At 43.6% G+C, this 13,187-nt stretch carries 14 protein-coding genes; 1 reads left to right on the forward strand and 13 read right to left on the reverse strand.

Annotation, left to right across the window (positions count from 1 at the left end):
- Positions 1-59 precede the first annotated feature (59 nt).
- Complete coding sequence (locus GXO74_15430) at positions 60-209, forward strand: hypothetical protein (protein NOZ63041.1); 150 nt, start codon at positions 60-62, stop codon at positions 207-209.
- A 294-nt stretch (positions 210-503) separates the two neighbouring features.
- On the opposite strand, the gene GXO74_15435 is transcribed toward GXO74_15430, so the two are convergent.
- The 13 genes from GXO74_15435 to GXO74_15495 all read right to left on the reverse strand — a co-directional run bounded on the left by GXO74_15435 (position 504) and on the right by GXO74_15495 (position 12,473).
- The gene (locus GXO74_15435) at positions 504-1,733 is read right to left on the reverse strand and encodes a DUF1343 domain-containing protein (protein ID NOZ63042.1); all 1,230 of its coding nucleotides are present in this window, start codon (positions 1,731-1,733) and stop codon (positions 504-506) included.
- Between the two features lie 116 nt (positions 1,734-1,849).
- Positions 1,850-2,254: an ATP synthase F1 subunit epsilon gene (gene atpC, locus GXO74_15440; GenBank protein NOZ63043.1), complete on the reverse strand. Its 405-nt coding sequence runs from the start codon at positions 2,252-2,254 to the stop codon at positions 1,850-1,852.
- A 35-nt stretch (positions 2,255-2,289) separates the two neighbouring features.
- Positions 2,290-3,678: a F0F1 ATP synthase subunit beta gene (gene atpD / locus GXO74_15445; GenBank protein ID NOZ63044.1), complete on the reverse strand. Its 1,389-nt coding sequence runs from the start codon at positions 3,676-3,678 to the stop codon at positions 2,290-2,292.
- 32 nt (positions 3,679-3,710) lie between these two features.
- Complete coding sequence (atpG, locus tag GXO74_15450; protein ID NOZ63045.1) at positions 3,711-4,577, reverse strand: ATP synthase F1 subunit gamma; 867 nt, start codon at positions 4,575-4,577, stop codon at positions 3,711-3,713.
- Between the two features lie 15 nt (positions 4,578-4,592).
- Positions 4,593-6,107, reverse strand: coding sequence for a F0F1 ATP synthase subunit alpha (locus tag GXO74_15455; protein ID NOZ63046.1), 1,515 nt, complete (start codon positions 6,105-6,107; stop codon positions 4,593-4,595).
- Positions 6,108-6,114: 7 nt separating this feature from the next.
- Positions 6,115-6,648, reverse strand: coding sequence for an ATP synthase F1 subunit delta (gene atpH / locus GXO74_15460; GenBank protein ID NOZ63047.1), 534 nt, complete (start codon positions 6,646-6,648; stop codon positions 6,115-6,117).
- A 5-nt stretch (positions 6,649-6,653) separates the two neighbouring features.
- Complete coding sequence (atpF, locus tag GXO74_15465) at positions 6,654-7,139, reverse strand: F0F1 ATP synthase subunit B (GenBank protein NOZ63048.1); 486 nt, start codon at positions 7,137-7,139, stop codon at positions 6,654-6,656.
- A 61-nt stretch (positions 7,140-7,200) separates the two neighbouring features.
- Complete coding sequence (gene atpE, locus GXO74_15470) at positions 7,201-7,428, reverse strand: ATP synthase F0 subunit C (protein NOZ63049.1); 228 nt, start codon at positions 7,426-7,428, stop codon at positions 7,201-7,203.
- 36 nt (positions 7,429-7,464) lie between these two features.
- On the reverse strand, positions 7,465-8,271 hold the full coding sequence (gene atpB, locus GXO74_15475) for a F0F1 ATP synthase subunit A (protein ID NOZ63050.1): 807 nt from the start codon (positions 8,269-8,271) through the stop codon (positions 7,465-7,467).
- Between the two features lie 574 nt (positions 8,272-8,845).
- Positions 8,846-9,292, reverse strand: a complete 447-nt coding sequence (locus GXO74_15480) for a GtrA family protein (protein ID NOZ63051.1) — start codon at positions 9,290-9,292, stop codon at positions 8,846-8,848.
- A complete protein-coding gene (locus tag GXO74_15485; protein ID NOZ63052.1) occupies positions 9,289-10,758 on the reverse strand; it encodes a glycosyltransferase family 39 protein in 1,470 nt (489 codons plus the stop codon). Before GXO74_15485 ends, GXO74_15480 begins: the two co-directional genes overlap by 4 nt.
- Before the next feature lie 161 nt (positions 10,759-10,919).
- Complete coding sequence (wecB, locus tag GXO74_15490) at positions 10,920-12,053, reverse strand: UDP-N-acetylglucosamine 2-epimerase (non-hydrolyzing) (protein NOZ63053.1); 1,134 nt, start codon at positions 12,051-12,053, stop codon at positions 10,920-10,922.
- 93 nt (positions 12,054-12,146) lie between these two features.
- The gene (locus tag GXO74_15495) at positions 12,147-12,473 is read right to left on the reverse strand and encodes a hypothetical protein (protein NOZ63054.1); all 327 of its coding nucleotides are present in this window, start codon (positions 12,471-12,473) and stop codon (positions 12,147-12,149) included.
- Positions 12,474-13,187 lie beyond the last annotated feature (714 nt).

Raw genomic sequence — 13,187 nt, forward strand, 5'->3', positions numbered from 1 at the left:
AAAAGTCAACAAAAAAATCATTTTCGTCAATTTTGACCAAATGAAAGGAGACAGCAGTCATGAAACGAATAATATTCTTGATCCTCATTTTGCTGTTTTTTGCCTACATTGGACTGCAGCACACCGTAAATGAAGCAAAAGCATGGGCAGGAAAAACATTCAAAGATGTCAAAACCAAAATTGAATCCTTCGAGCGTTCGGGATATTGATTTGAGATACAACAAAGTCATGCTTTATCGCGAGCCGGCAATTGAAACACTGCCTAGCGACGCCATTTAGATTTTCCTACTCCAACAAGCCCGTTAGATATGCTTGAAGTCCAACAACAACAGTTGCTTCGATGCGTGGCTCAGATTGGACGCAATTTTTTCGCTGGTGCAGGTGACAATGGGATTGAATTGCTCACAATTAAAAAACTATCAAACACAGAATATTCAAATTTACCTACTTGCATGATTCCGTTCGCCAAAGAAAATGATGAATGCAATTCCCTTTTCGACAAATCATTGGTAAATCAAATACTTCTTCCTCTTCTTCTCAAAATCCGCCAATTGTTTTTTCCACGGAGCGACAACGTCAGATGCTGATACGCCATTCTGAATTTTTTCCCGAATTGCGTCAGTGCCGAACGCCCGATCAAAACTGGATGTTCGCTTTGTATCGAAAATATCATGTTCCGGAAAAAGTTTCTTGAGTGCAGTGAGAATATGAACTTGCGTTTTGACCGGCTGAAATTTCTGATAGTCGAGAATGTGAATTTGCACGCCGCTGCATTCCTCTTTTGTGAAAAGGTAATAGTAAGGCTTGAAATGTGTGGGTCGGAAAAATACGCCGGGCAATTTTTGAGAATTTAATTCTTGCGCTAATTTTTCGCTGTCAATCCACGGCGCGCCAATGAGTTCGAACGGAGAAGTGTAGCCCACGCCAATGGACACAGTCCCCAGTTCGCCGATACAGCCGGTCGTCGCGACAAACCAACACGTTTCCGGATGCGGCACATGCGGCGATGTCGGCACCCACGATAGTCCTGTTTTCTGCCATTGCATTCCTCGAGTCCAGCCTTCCATCGGCACTACCGTCAAATGGCAGTGAATCGCAAATTCCTCGTTAAAAAATTGCGCCAACTCGCCGACGGTCATGCCGTAAATATAGGGAATCGGATACAGTCCGACGAAGGAGCTAAACTTCGGATCGAGCACATTCCCGGCGACGAGATTTCCGCCCATGGGATCAGGTCTGTCGAGTACGATAAAAGGGATGTTTGCGTCGCGCGCCGCTTCCATTGCCAGCGCCATGGTGTAAATGTAGGTGTAGGCGCGGGAACCGATGTCCTGAATATCGTAAATGAGCACGTCGACATTCTTCAGCATTGCCGGCGTGGGCTTACGCGTTTTGCCGTAAAGACTGTAAACAATGATGCCGGTTTTTTCATCCACATAATTGTCAATTTTTTCGCCGCCGCTGTGGTCGCCTCTGACGCCGTGCTCGGGTCCGAACAGCGCCAATAAGTCGACATTTGGGTTCTCGTTCAACGCGTCAATCGTTGAGCGCAAATCTGAAGTGATTCCGGTCGGGTTGGTGATGAGTCCCACGCGTTTGCCGCGGACTAAATCGATTTTTTTCGTGAGCAGCACCTCAACGCCCAATTTGACTTTTGATTGCGAACAACTGTGCCCCACAAAGCTCATAAAAAATATCACAATCAGAAGAACCAGATAGTTTTTGTGAAACATGGCGCGCTCCTTTTTCGATTTTGATCTTTTTTTCATAAAAAAAGTGACGCCTGTATTGTCTGTTTCAGGGTCACTTTATTTTTGTTAGCTTGTTAATTTTCAAAATCATTAAAATTTTATTGTCTTGACTGCAATCGTTCAGCAACTCGAATTCTGGTAATTGCGTGTTCCAGAGATTTTTTTGCGCGTTCAATTTCCAATTTTGACTCTTGTTCAGTCATCAGCGTATGCGCGGCTTTATCTTTGGCAGCATACGCGCTCTCCAGGTCAATCTCGTGCGCTTCTTCGGCCGTCTCCACCAGCACAGTTATTTTTTCGGGCAAAATTTCCGCAATGCCTCCGGTCACGGCAAAATATTTTGTTTCTCCGGATTCCAAATCTACTTTGGCTTCTCCCGTCTTCAACGAAGTTACAAACGGCTCATGTCCCGCCAAAACTCCAAAATAGCCTTCTACTCCGGGCAATCGCACATGATTGATTTTAGATTTGAACAATACTCCCAGAGGAGTCACAATTTCCATTTCGAACGATTTTTCCATAAGCAGTCAAATTAAAATTATATTGTTTTTGCTTTTTCAATAGCTTCTTCGATAGTACCGACCATGAAAAAGGCCTGTTCCGGCAAATCATCGTATTCGCCTTCCACCAAACCTTTGAAACTTTTGATCGTGTCCTCCAGATGGACATATTTCCCTCCGCGGCCGGTAAATTCTTCCGCCACAAAAAATGGCTGCGACAGAAAGCGTTGAATTCGGCGGGCACGATTCACGGTTACTTTGTCTTCGTCGGAAAGCTCTTCCATTCCTAAAATATTGATAATGTCCTGCAATTCTTTGTATTTCTGAAGAATCTCTTTCACGCGCCGCGCCACGTAATAATGCTCTTCGCCGATAATTTTCGGATCGAGCAGCACAGACGTGGACTCCAACGGATCAACCGCGGGATAAATGCCCAGTTCTGTCAGCTTACGAGACAGCACAGTGGTTGCGTCCAGATGACCGAACGTGGTTGCCGGCGCCGGGTCAGTCAGGTCGTCCGCCGGAACGTAAATCGCCTGCACCGAAGTAATTGATCCGCGTTGGGTAGAAGTGATTCGCTCCTGCAGCGTTCCCATTTCTGTCGCCAGCGTAGGCTGGTAGCCCACAGCAGAAGGCATTCGTCCCAGCAGCGCTGACACTTCCGAGCCGGCCTGAGTGAAGCGGAAAATATTATCGATGAACAACAGCACATCTCGGCCTTCGTCTTCGCGGAAATATTCGGCGATGGTCAGCGCGGACAAACCCACGCGCAGTCTGGCGCCGGGTGGTTCATTCATCTGACCGTAAACCATGCTGGTTTTGTCGATAACGCCGGACTCTTTCATTTCCAGCCACAAATCATTACCTTCGCGCGTACGTTCGCCAACTCCGGCGAAAACCGAGTACCCGCCGTGTTCCTTGGCGATATTATGAATGAGTTCCATAATGATCACTGTCTTGCCCACACCGGCGCCTCCGAAAAGTCCGGTCTTTCCGCCTTTGGAATAGGGCTCGAGCAAATCAATAACTTTGATGCCGGTCTCTAAAATTTCGTTGTGAACGTTCAAATCCTCAAATTTCAACGGTTCTTTGTGAATCGGATCGTAGCGCAACGCCTCCACCTCGCCCATTTCATCGATAGGCTCGCCGATTAAATTGAACATCCGACCCAAAGTTTTGGGACCGACCGGCATGCTGATCGGTTTTCCGGTATCGACAACTTTCATGCCGCGCACCAAACCGTCCGTCGAATCCATGGCGACGCTGCGCAAAATTCCTTCGCCAAGATGCTGTTGCACTTCCAGAATGAGCCGGGACCCGTCCTGTCTTTCCAGTTCCAGAGCATTCAAAATCGCCGGTAATTCCCCATTGTCAAAACGAACATCGACAACTGCTCCGATTACCTGGGTAATTTTGCCTTCCTTCATGTATCAGAACCTCTATTAGTCAATTAGTTAAATTATCGCACTTGCTTCAGGGCTTCGCTTCCATTAACAATTTCCAAAATTTCCGCGGTAATTTTTTGCTGACGCAACTTGTTGTAATCCATCGTCAATTCGGAAATGATCGTGTCGGCATTTTCCGTGGCGTATTCCATGGCTGTCATGCGCGCGCCCATCTCTGAGGCGTACGATTCCAGCAACACACGCCAAATTTTCACATTCAGATAGCGGGGGATCAGAGTATCCAACATTTTCACCGCATCCGGTTCAAAAGCAAATTCTGCGAGCCGACGATCTTCAACCGGAGGTCTGGGTATGACGGGCAAAATTTGCTCCACAGTCACATCCTGACGCATGGCAGATTTATATTCGTTGTAAATCAGACTGATTCGATCCAATTTTTGCTCAAGATATAAATCCCGAATTAAATCCTCGATTTCGTCGGCGCGGCGAAAACTCAAATCTTTAAAAAATTTCAGATAAGTGCCGATCACATTATGACGACGCCGCGCAAAATAATCGACGCCCTTTTTGCCAATTAAAATCAGATCGATTTCCCTGTCGCCTTGCATCTGAATTTCTCGCTCAGCGTGGCGGAGAATATTTGCGTTGAATGATCCGCACAGCCCCTGATCCGCGGTGATGATGACATAACCGACTCGCCGGGGTTCCCTGACGGCCAATAACGGATGGAGTTGCGAGTCCACATCGTAAGCCACGTGTCCCATAATTTCATCCAACCGATAGGCATAAGGCCGAGCTTGAAGAATGTTTTGCTGCGCCTTGCGAAATTTGACGGCAGCAACCATTTTCAATGCGCGGGTAATTTGCTGAGTCTTTTTTACTCCGGCAATTCTTTGTTTGATATCTCTTAGTGTTGCCATATTTTATTCCAACGCTTATTGTTGAGTAGCAAATACCGAAACAAACTCCTCACATGCCTTTTTGAGTTGAGCTTGTGTTGCATCGTCCAAAACCTTCTTATCGGCGATAGTTTTCAATATCTGCGGATATTTTGTTTCTAAAAATTGGTAATAGTCGCCTTCAATACGCCGAATCTCTTTCACCGGCATTTCGTCCAAAAAGCCCTGCGTTCCCAGAAAAATGTAGGCGACCTGCTTTTCTACCGGCAAAGGTTCGTTCTGGTTTTGTTTCAAAGTTTCCACCATGCGCTCGCCGCGCGTCAACTGAGCCTGTGTCGATTTATCCAATTCAGAACTGAATTTGGCAAACGCTTCTAATTCGCGATACTGCGCCAGTTCCAGACGCAATTTTCCGGCAACCTGTTTCATGGCTTTAATCTGCGCATTTCCGCCCACGCGAGACACAGAAAGTCCCACATTAATCGCCGGACGCACGCCGCCGTAGAACAAATCGGGCTCTAAATAAATTTGCCCGTCAGTAATGGAAATTACATTTGTCGGAATGTACGCGGAAAAATCACCGGCCTGCGTTTCCACGATCGGCAGCGCCGTCAGGGAACCGCCGCCCAATTTATCGCTCAATTTCGCGGCTCGCTCCAACAAGCGTGAATGGAGATAAAAAATGTCGCCGGGATACGCCTCGCGTCCCGGAGGTCGCCGCAACAGCAAAGAAACCTGTCGATAAGCCCAGGCATGTTTTGACAAATCGTCATAAACTACCAGCGCGTGCATACCATTATCGCGGAAATATTCGCCCATAGCAGCACCGCTGTAAGGCGCGATGTAAGTGAACGGCGCCGGATCATTAGCAGCGGACATCACTACGGTGGTGTATTCCATGGCTCCGTGATCTTCCAACGTTTTTACAACTTTTCTGATCGTGGAACCTTTTTGCCCGATGGCCACGTAAATGCAGTATACGCCCTGGCCTTTCTGGTTGAGAATTGTGTCGATGGCAAGGGTGCTTTTTCCGATTTGCCGGTCGGCAATGATCAACTCCCGCTGTCCCCGGCCAATGGGGATCATCGAATCGATGGCCTTAATTCCGGTTTGCAGCGGTTCTTTCACCGGCTGACGCGCCACAACGCCGGGAGCCTTGCGCTCGATGGGCAGAAAATTTTCCGAATTAATCGGGCCTTTTCCGTCCACTGGCTGCCCCAGCGGATTGACCACTCTACTGACGAGCGCCTCTCCCACCGGAACCTGCATAATTTTGCCGGTGCGTTTGGCAACATCGCCTTCCTTGAGATTTTTCTCATCACCGAAAAGAATGCAACCGACGTTGTCTTCCTCCAGGTTGAGCGCCATGCCGAATATGCCGCGCGGAAACTCGACCAGCTCGTTTGCCATCACATTATCCAGCCCATACACGTGAGCAATGCCGTCGCCCACCTGAATAATTTCACCAACCTCTTCAAAGTTGGTTTTCAACTGGAATTTTTCAATCTCTTTTTTGATTATCGTAGATATTTCTTTAGCTTTAGTTTCCATAGCGCTTTTAATTTTGTGTTAGGTACATTTTCATTTTTTTAAATTTATCCAAAACACTGGCATCGAATACCTGCCCATCCACTTTAACGATAAATCCACCGATAATAGCGGGATCAATTTGATTGTGAATTTGCAGATGAGCGTCAAAAAATCGCTCCAGCCGCACCTTCAATTGATCCTCGGCATCTGCGGGAAGCGGAACTGCAGTAATCACCGTCGCCCTCACCAGGGAATGCTTTTTGTCATATTGGGAATGAAAATCCTCGCGAATCTGAGGTAGAAGATTGGAACGGTTATTCTTCACCAACAAATTCACGAAATCAGCCAATAGTCCACCATGCAGATTTCTCACCAGGTTATCGATCAACTGAAGTTTTTTACTATGATTTGGCATGCGCAGGAGTTTTTTCAGCTCCGCATTATTTTCCACCTCGTCCGTAAACGCATCAAGCTGCGCCAGTAACTGATCAGTCTGATCGCGTTCACAGGCGATTTCAAAAAATGCGCGTGCATACCTTCTTGCTGTTGAAGTTATGACCATTGAAATTAGCTGAGTTCGTTAATATATTTTTTAATTAAATTTTTCTGGCTGTCATCATCCAGCGATTTGCCGATGACCTTTTGCGCCGCCAAAATTGACAAATCGACAGCATAATTTTTGATTTCAGAAATTGCCGCTTCTTTGCTTAAATCAATTTCCTGTTTCGCCCTCTGAAGCAGACGATCCGCATCCGCCCGCGCCTGAACGACAATTTCCTGCTTTATCTTTTCAGCGGCATCTTTGCTGTCCGCGATGATCCTGGCGGATTCTCTTTTTGCTCTCTCGATGAGCGCTTTTTGCTCCTCGAGATACTTCTCCGCCTGTTTTTGATCTTGATCAGCCTGCTCAAGCGCCGACTGGATTTTCTTTTCCCGCGTCTCCAGCACATCGAGAATCGGTTTCCAGGCAAGACGCTTGAGAATAAACAATAATAAAATAAAAGTTAATACGGTCCAAAAAATCGTCCCCGTATCCGGAGTTAATAGATCCATTATCAATAACCTTGAATTGTCAAATTAAAATAATTTCAAGCGATTTTTCTGATGTTCTTTTTTATTTGAAGCTTAATAAAAAAGAAATAACCAGCGCCAACAAAGCAAGTCCTTCAACCATACCGGCAGTGATAATCATCACGCTGCGGATATCGGTAGTTGCTTCCGGTTGTCTGGCGATACTTTCCACGGTACCTTTTCCGATCAAACCAATTCCTAAAGCGCCTCCAAGCACTGCTCCGGCAGCGCCAAGCCCAGCGGCCAAAAAGGCCATTGCAGCTTCCGTCATAATTCCTCCAAAATTAAAATTATTGTTTACTTATTATCAATGATCCGAACTAAGTCCTAACCCAATAAAAACCGCCGACAAAATCGTGAAAATATATGCCTGAATGAGCGCGATCAAAACTTCAAGCAAACTAACAAAAATATCCCCCACTATCGGCAATGGCGAAATAAAAATATTATGAAACAGAAATATCAGACCTATCATGGTAAAGATGACCAGATGCCCGCCAAACATATTTGCAAAAAGACGAATAGCCAACGCGAGATGTTTCGCGACCATGCCTAGTACCTCAGTGATAAAAATTAGCGGCATCATAATCTTTGGCACTCCGGAGGGCATAAAACTCTTTGCATATCCCTTAATTCCATTTTTCCTCACATTTGAAAATTGCACAATGAAAAATGTAAGCAATGCCAAAGATGCGGTCACAGAAATATTTCCGGTTGCAACCGCCCCGCCAGGCACCAAACCAAGCAAATTGCTACTCAAAATAAAGAAAAAAGCGGTCAATAAGTAGGGAGCATATCGGTAGCCGTCTTCTCCTAAATTTGGCTTAATAATGGTATCCTGAATAAAAAAAACAATCCACTCGATGAAATTCACCGGACCTTTAGGAACCAGTGACTTAGAGCGAACAATTAGTGGTAAAAATAAAATTAAAAAGGCGGCGACAATCCAGATCATTAATACATCTTTGGTGATCGAAAGATCCACATTAAAAATATGAATCGGATAAATCACGTGATCACTTACATTGTGCATAATGAATTCCTGGATGTTGGTTCCGCCAGGTTCAGCACCGCCATTCTGTCCATCGACAACGTCGATTATTGATTTTAGCATAAAAGATTTCATTGTTTTTTGTGCTTGCTTAAGCTGTTAGTCACGAAAATAATTTCAACAGTTTGATAAATCAAATAGAACAAGGCAAAACTCACGGCAAAATATTTCATATTCACGCCTGTGAATCGCATCAGAAAAAAAATAACAATCCCCAAAAAAACAAATCTCACTAACATGCCGCCAAAAACAATCCCCAGAAAAACCTTCAGGGATTTTAAAAATGCCCATTGCAGAGTGATTAAGGCGAAAAAAAACAGAGTAAAGCTAACGAAATGGCCGATTGCTACGTCTCTGACAATGCTGTTAGCAGTGAGAACAAAAAGAACAATCAATGCTAATAAAAAGACAATTGAGATAACAACAAAAATCTTTATAAAAAATTTTATCGGATCTTCAGTCTTTTTTCCGGACATTTTCAACAAATAAATTAGTTTTTTTTTATTCAAAATCGAGACGCTACATTCAAACAAAGGTTCCAAAGAATCTCTTTTAGAAATTTTGAATGTAAAAAATTTTTTTATCTAATGCAAGCTTTTTTTTTAAGTACTGCAAATATTTGCCAATAGCAACTATTTCAAATTTCAGAATTTTGGCGAAATGTCCAATGGTCGTGCAAAAAAAACTTGAACAACATGACCGTCGCAATTGCCACAAGATTTGAAATCAGATAATAAACATGAAAAAAATGCGTCAAAATCCACAAAATACTCAAATTGCCGACGTAATCCGCCATTCCCGAGATGAAGCAAAATTTCAAAAAGCGAAAAAGATACGCCTTGAATCCGCCGCCGCCTCTGCCTTTCCAGGTCCAGAGATCGTTCCAGATAAAATTATTCGTCATTGCCAAAAAAATAGCCACAGCGCTGGAGATCAAATAATAGATGCGGAAGATATCCGTGAACAGCCACAAGAAAAACATGTTGACGACCACGCCGCTGCCGCCGACGATGCCAAACTTGACAAAGCGCATCAACCCATATTTTTGCACTTGTGATTTTATTTTTGCGAAAAAATTTTTCATTGCGGAACGCCCTTGTAGCCATAGCAGCGATAAAGATAGAATGTGCGAAAAACTTTTCCGTGATGTTGGATGACGAGCGGCTCATCTTCTTCGATTTTCTCAAAATATTTTCTCATGCGATCAATGGCGCGATACCGCTGGGCGTCGCTGGTGACGAAAATCGCGTCCTTGCCGATCAATTCCGAAATATTTGTCCAGAAAGTATATTGCAACCCTTTTTCTTCAATAATTTCGCCGCAGTGAGTGGGCAAATGATCTTGGGTGTAAAAAGTAATCTCGCTGGGAATTTTGTACTCGTGGCCGAATACAAAAGTGTTTTCCCCCATTTCAGTACGGTCATGCTCGATGCGCTGCGCCAATTCCTTCCACCCGCTCCAGGTGTCGCCTTTGCGGATGGGCATAATGGGGAATAGCGGCAGCAGATGCATGAAAATCACAATCGCCAAACCAAGAATGAGCCCGGCTTTGAAATATTTTTTGAACCACAGCGCAATTTTCGTGTTTCCGCCCTGCACCCAGACAACGGCGGCGATGATCGAGGTGACGTACGCCGGCGCCATCCAGTTCGGCTTCACTAGACTGCGGAAACTGGAAAAGGTGAAAATCAAATAAACCGGCAGACTGACCCAGAAGAGCAAACCAAATTTGTCGTCTTTTTCTTTGAAAGCCTTTCTCCCTGCAAAAATCCAGCCGCCAATGACCAAAAATAACAGATATGGCGTCAACATGCCCAACTGAGAGCCGATGAGCTGACCGAAATAATCGAGACGAAAATGCTTCATCTCCGAAAACCTGCTCGTTGACTGAAACATGAACGACGCCCAATCGTGCTGATAATTCCAAACAATCACCGGTGTAAAAATGATGCCCGCCAAAATTACCGCCAGATAGGGATGAATCGTCTTCAGCCAGCGGCGTTGCTTCGAAGAAAGCAAAATGTAAAAGAAAATCCCGGGCACGATAAGCACTGCTGTGTACTTGCTCAACAGCGCGAACCCCAGAGCAATTCCCGCGAAGCACCAGTATTTCGCCTCTGCGGTAGAACGCAATTTCACGAGAAAATAGACGATCAGCGTCCAGAAAAACAGCAGCGGCACATCCGGCGTGATGATCGTGGCGCCGATGGAAAACAGCACTGTGCAGTTGATGGCAATGATGGTCAAAAAGGCAATTTTGTGATCATTGAACAACTCCAGCCCGATGCGATACAACAAAATTAACATCCCCAGCGCATAAAGCACGCTCCCCAACCGGATAAAAAACACATGATCCCCGCCAATCGCTGTAAAAATCGCGATCGTCCACGCCGACATCGGCGGATGATCAAAATAACTCAGCGCCAAATTTTTCGCATACTTCCAATAATATGCCTCCTGTGGCACCAGCGGGACAAAATTGATGTAGATTAATCGAAACAGAGTGATTGATGCAATAAACAGAAAAACATTTTTTTTGTTTTTTGTCATAAATTGCCGTCCGTTTTAGATTATGGCTTCTGGCGAAGCAAAGTTAATCTCAGTATCAATAGTCAAAACTATCCTTCTATTGGGGATAATTAGGAGAATATAGCATTCTTTTCCCTAATTTCAAAGGTGCGGCTCACCGGAGGAATACATTTATTCGGAAATCAAAATTCCAATATCGCTTCCACGCATCGTTTGGCGGTATTGCCGTCCCATAAATCGGGCCGTTGTGGTTTTCTGGGGCAAGACAGGGCTTTGTAAAATGCTTTTTTTATTTTCTCATAATCGTTGCCAACTAACACACAAGTACCGCCATATTCCCGCAGCGTGACCGGCCTCTCTGTATTCCAACGTAGCGTCAAACAGGGAGTTCCTAAAACAGTACTTTCCTCCTGCAAACCGCCGCTGTCTGTCAGTGTCACCGCAGCTTCCATATTCAGACGCACTGTTTCATGATAAGTAAGAGGGTTTAGCAAAATAATTTTGGAATTTGAGAACACCTTTTCGTATAAACCGAATTCCCGGAGCCGCTTTTTTGTGCGAGGATGTACAGGCCAAAGAAGAAAGTGCTCTTTTGTTATTTCGTTGAAAAATAAATCTATAAGTGACGTTAACACTGACTTTTCGTCCACATTGGAGGGTCTGTGCAGCGTCAGCAGAACGTAATCTCCGCTAACATTTTTCTCGCCAGAAATCCAATTTCGAGCCACGATGTCTTTTATCTTCAATTCTTTTGCTTTTTCAAAATTATCGTCGAGAGTATCAATCATGATATTGCCGACAAATTTAATATTTTTCCCAGACACGCCTTCTTTCTTTAAATTTTCTATAGCCAACCTGTCCGGCGTCAATAACAAATCCGATAATCTATCAGTAACAATCCGATTAATCTCTTCCGGCATTTTTTCATCGCGAGACCTTAAACCAGCTTCGATGTGACACACCTTAGTCCATAATTTCTTCGCCACAACCGAACAGGCGAGAGTCGCATTCACATCGCCGACCACAACGACCCAGTCCGGCTTCTCTCGCAGCAGCACTTTTTCAAATTCCATCATGGTTTTTCCCACCTGCTCCGCATGCGAGCCAGAGCCAATGCCTAAATTAATATCCGCCTCCGGGATATTTAATTGCTCAAAAAATGCTCTGGACATGGCGTCATCGTAATGCTGTCCCGTATGTACTAAAACATGATCGGTGGAGTTGCCATTTTGATTATTGTAGCATTCGATTTCTCGTATGAACGGAGCAATCTTCATAAAATTCGGCCGCGCGCCGACAACGGAGATGATTTTCATAGTTTCGTTTTGCTCTGAAATTGATAAATATCTGCTTGTATTTTTTCCACGCCGTGTTTTACAAAGCAGAAAGGAATTAGTTAACACCCTTTTTCATATTCCAAGTCGCTTGACTTCAAGAATTATTTTTCTTTTAATTTCAGCCCAATTAGTTTCTTTCATCATTTTCGGCATGGGCTGTGACTCAGCATCTTCAAAATAGATCAATAATTTTTGCAAATGATAAAAATTACTCACTTCAGTTCCATATTTAGCGTTATATCCATCAAATAATTCTAACAGAGAAAAATACTGCAATAAAAAATAGAGGTCAACAAAATCTTTTTTTCTGCCTCGGCTCGAAATGGCAGACAATTCCATTATGTATATATCGAAAATATCGGCAATAGAAAGGGAAAAAAATTTGTACGGTTCTCTCAATAGAGGATATTCATATTTTAAAAAAGAAATTTTTACATTGTTAAATAATCCGTTTATTGTATTGTATGTCTCATCATATCACTCAAACTTTCCCAATTTACGAACAAAATTAATAATATCCTGGTTGTCAAAATTACTCTTTGTGAAAAAATCAATAGATTGTCTATGCCCGATTTGTAAAGTTAGAGCCGTGCCGCCAGCAAGGTAAAATGACCCAATAAAATCCTGACGCGACACTAATTCTAATAGCCTCTTTTGTTCAGACGGTAGTATTTCAAAATGGAAATTATTATTCATTTGAACATTATTTCCCAATAATTTTTCGTTTTCTTATTGAGATTTCGGCTACTCCTGACAATTTTTCTTATACTTTCTTCATCAACATTAGACATTAACCATCTGATGGCATCAGAATTACCAAAGTTTAGTATTCTCTCAATGATAAAAACAGAATATTCCTGTAAACTAATATTTTCAAAGTCACAATCCCAGAAATACTTTTTAAAAAATTCCGGAAGCTTAGTATTTGCCTTTGTCTTTCTCATTTTTCAATATCAAAATATTTGTTTTCACGAAAATGAATGATCTGATTCATTTAATCATCATTATCAAAAAATCACTCCTATTTCAAAGATTAGGACCCTCTCACAGGAAAATAGTGGCAACAACTCATCATGAATCTAAATATTTCTGACAAAAAATGCAAGCCTTATT

This window comes from Calditrichota bacterium (genome assembly GCA_013152715.1).
GTDB lineage: Bacteria > Zhuqueibacterota > Zhuqueibacteria > Thermofontimicrobiales > Thermofontimicrobiaceae > 4484-87.

What these genes read in the sequence shown, in the direction of transcription:
- GXO74_15430 (NOZ63041.1), top strand. Translation starts at nt 60, where the DNA reads ATGAAACGAATAATATTCTTGATCCTCATTTTGCTGTTTTTTGCCTAC.
- GXO74_15435 (NOZ63042.1), bottom strand. Translation starts at nt 1,733, where the DNA reads ATGTTTCACAAAAACTATCTGGTTCTTCTGATTGTGATATTTTTTATG.
- atpC (NOZ63043.1), bottom strand. Translation starts at nt 2,254, where the DNA reads ATGGAAATTGTGACTCCTCTGGGAGTATTGTTCAAATCTAAAATCAAT.
- atpD (NOZ63044.1), bottom strand. Translation starts at nt 3,678, where the DNA reads ATGAAGGAAGGCAAAATTACCCAGGTAATCGGAGCAGTTGTCGATGTT.
- atpG (NOZ63045.1), bottom strand. Translation starts at nt 4,577, where the DNA reads ATGGCAACACTAAGAGATATCAAACAAAGAATTGCCGGAGTAAAAAAG.
- GXO74_15455 (NOZ63046.1), bottom strand. Translation starts at nt 6,107, where the DNA reads ATGGAAACTAAAGCTAAAGAAATATCTACGATAATCAAAAAAGAGATT.
- atpH (NOZ63047.1), bottom strand. Translation starts at nt 6,648, where the DNA reads ATGGTCATAACTTCAACAGCAAGAAGGTATGCACGCGCATTTTTTGAA.
- atpF (NOZ63048.1), bottom strand. Translation starts at nt 7,139, where the DNA reads ATGGATCTATTAACTCCGGATACGGGGACGATTTTTTGGACCGTATTA.
- atpE (NOZ63049.1), bottom strand. Translation starts at nt 7,428, where the DNA reads ATGACGGAAGCTGCAATGGCCTTTTTGGCCGCTGGGCTTGGCGCTGCC.
- atpB (NOZ63050.1), bottom strand. Translation starts at nt 8,271, where the DNA reads ATGCTAAAATCAATAATCGACGTTGTCGATGGACAGAATGGCGGTGCT.
- GXO74_15480 (NOZ63051.1), bottom strand. Translation starts at nt 9,292, where the DNA reads ATGAAAAATTTTTTCGCAAAAATAAAATCACAAGTGCAAAAATATGGG.
- GXO74_15485 (NOZ63052.1), bottom strand. Translation starts at nt 10,758, where the DNA reads ATGACAAAAAACAAAAAAAATGTTTTTCTGTTTATTGCATCAATCACT.
- wecB (NOZ63053.1), bottom strand. Translation starts at nt 12,053, where the DNA reads ATGAAAATCATCTCCGTTGTCGGCGCGCGGCCGAATTTTATGAAGATT.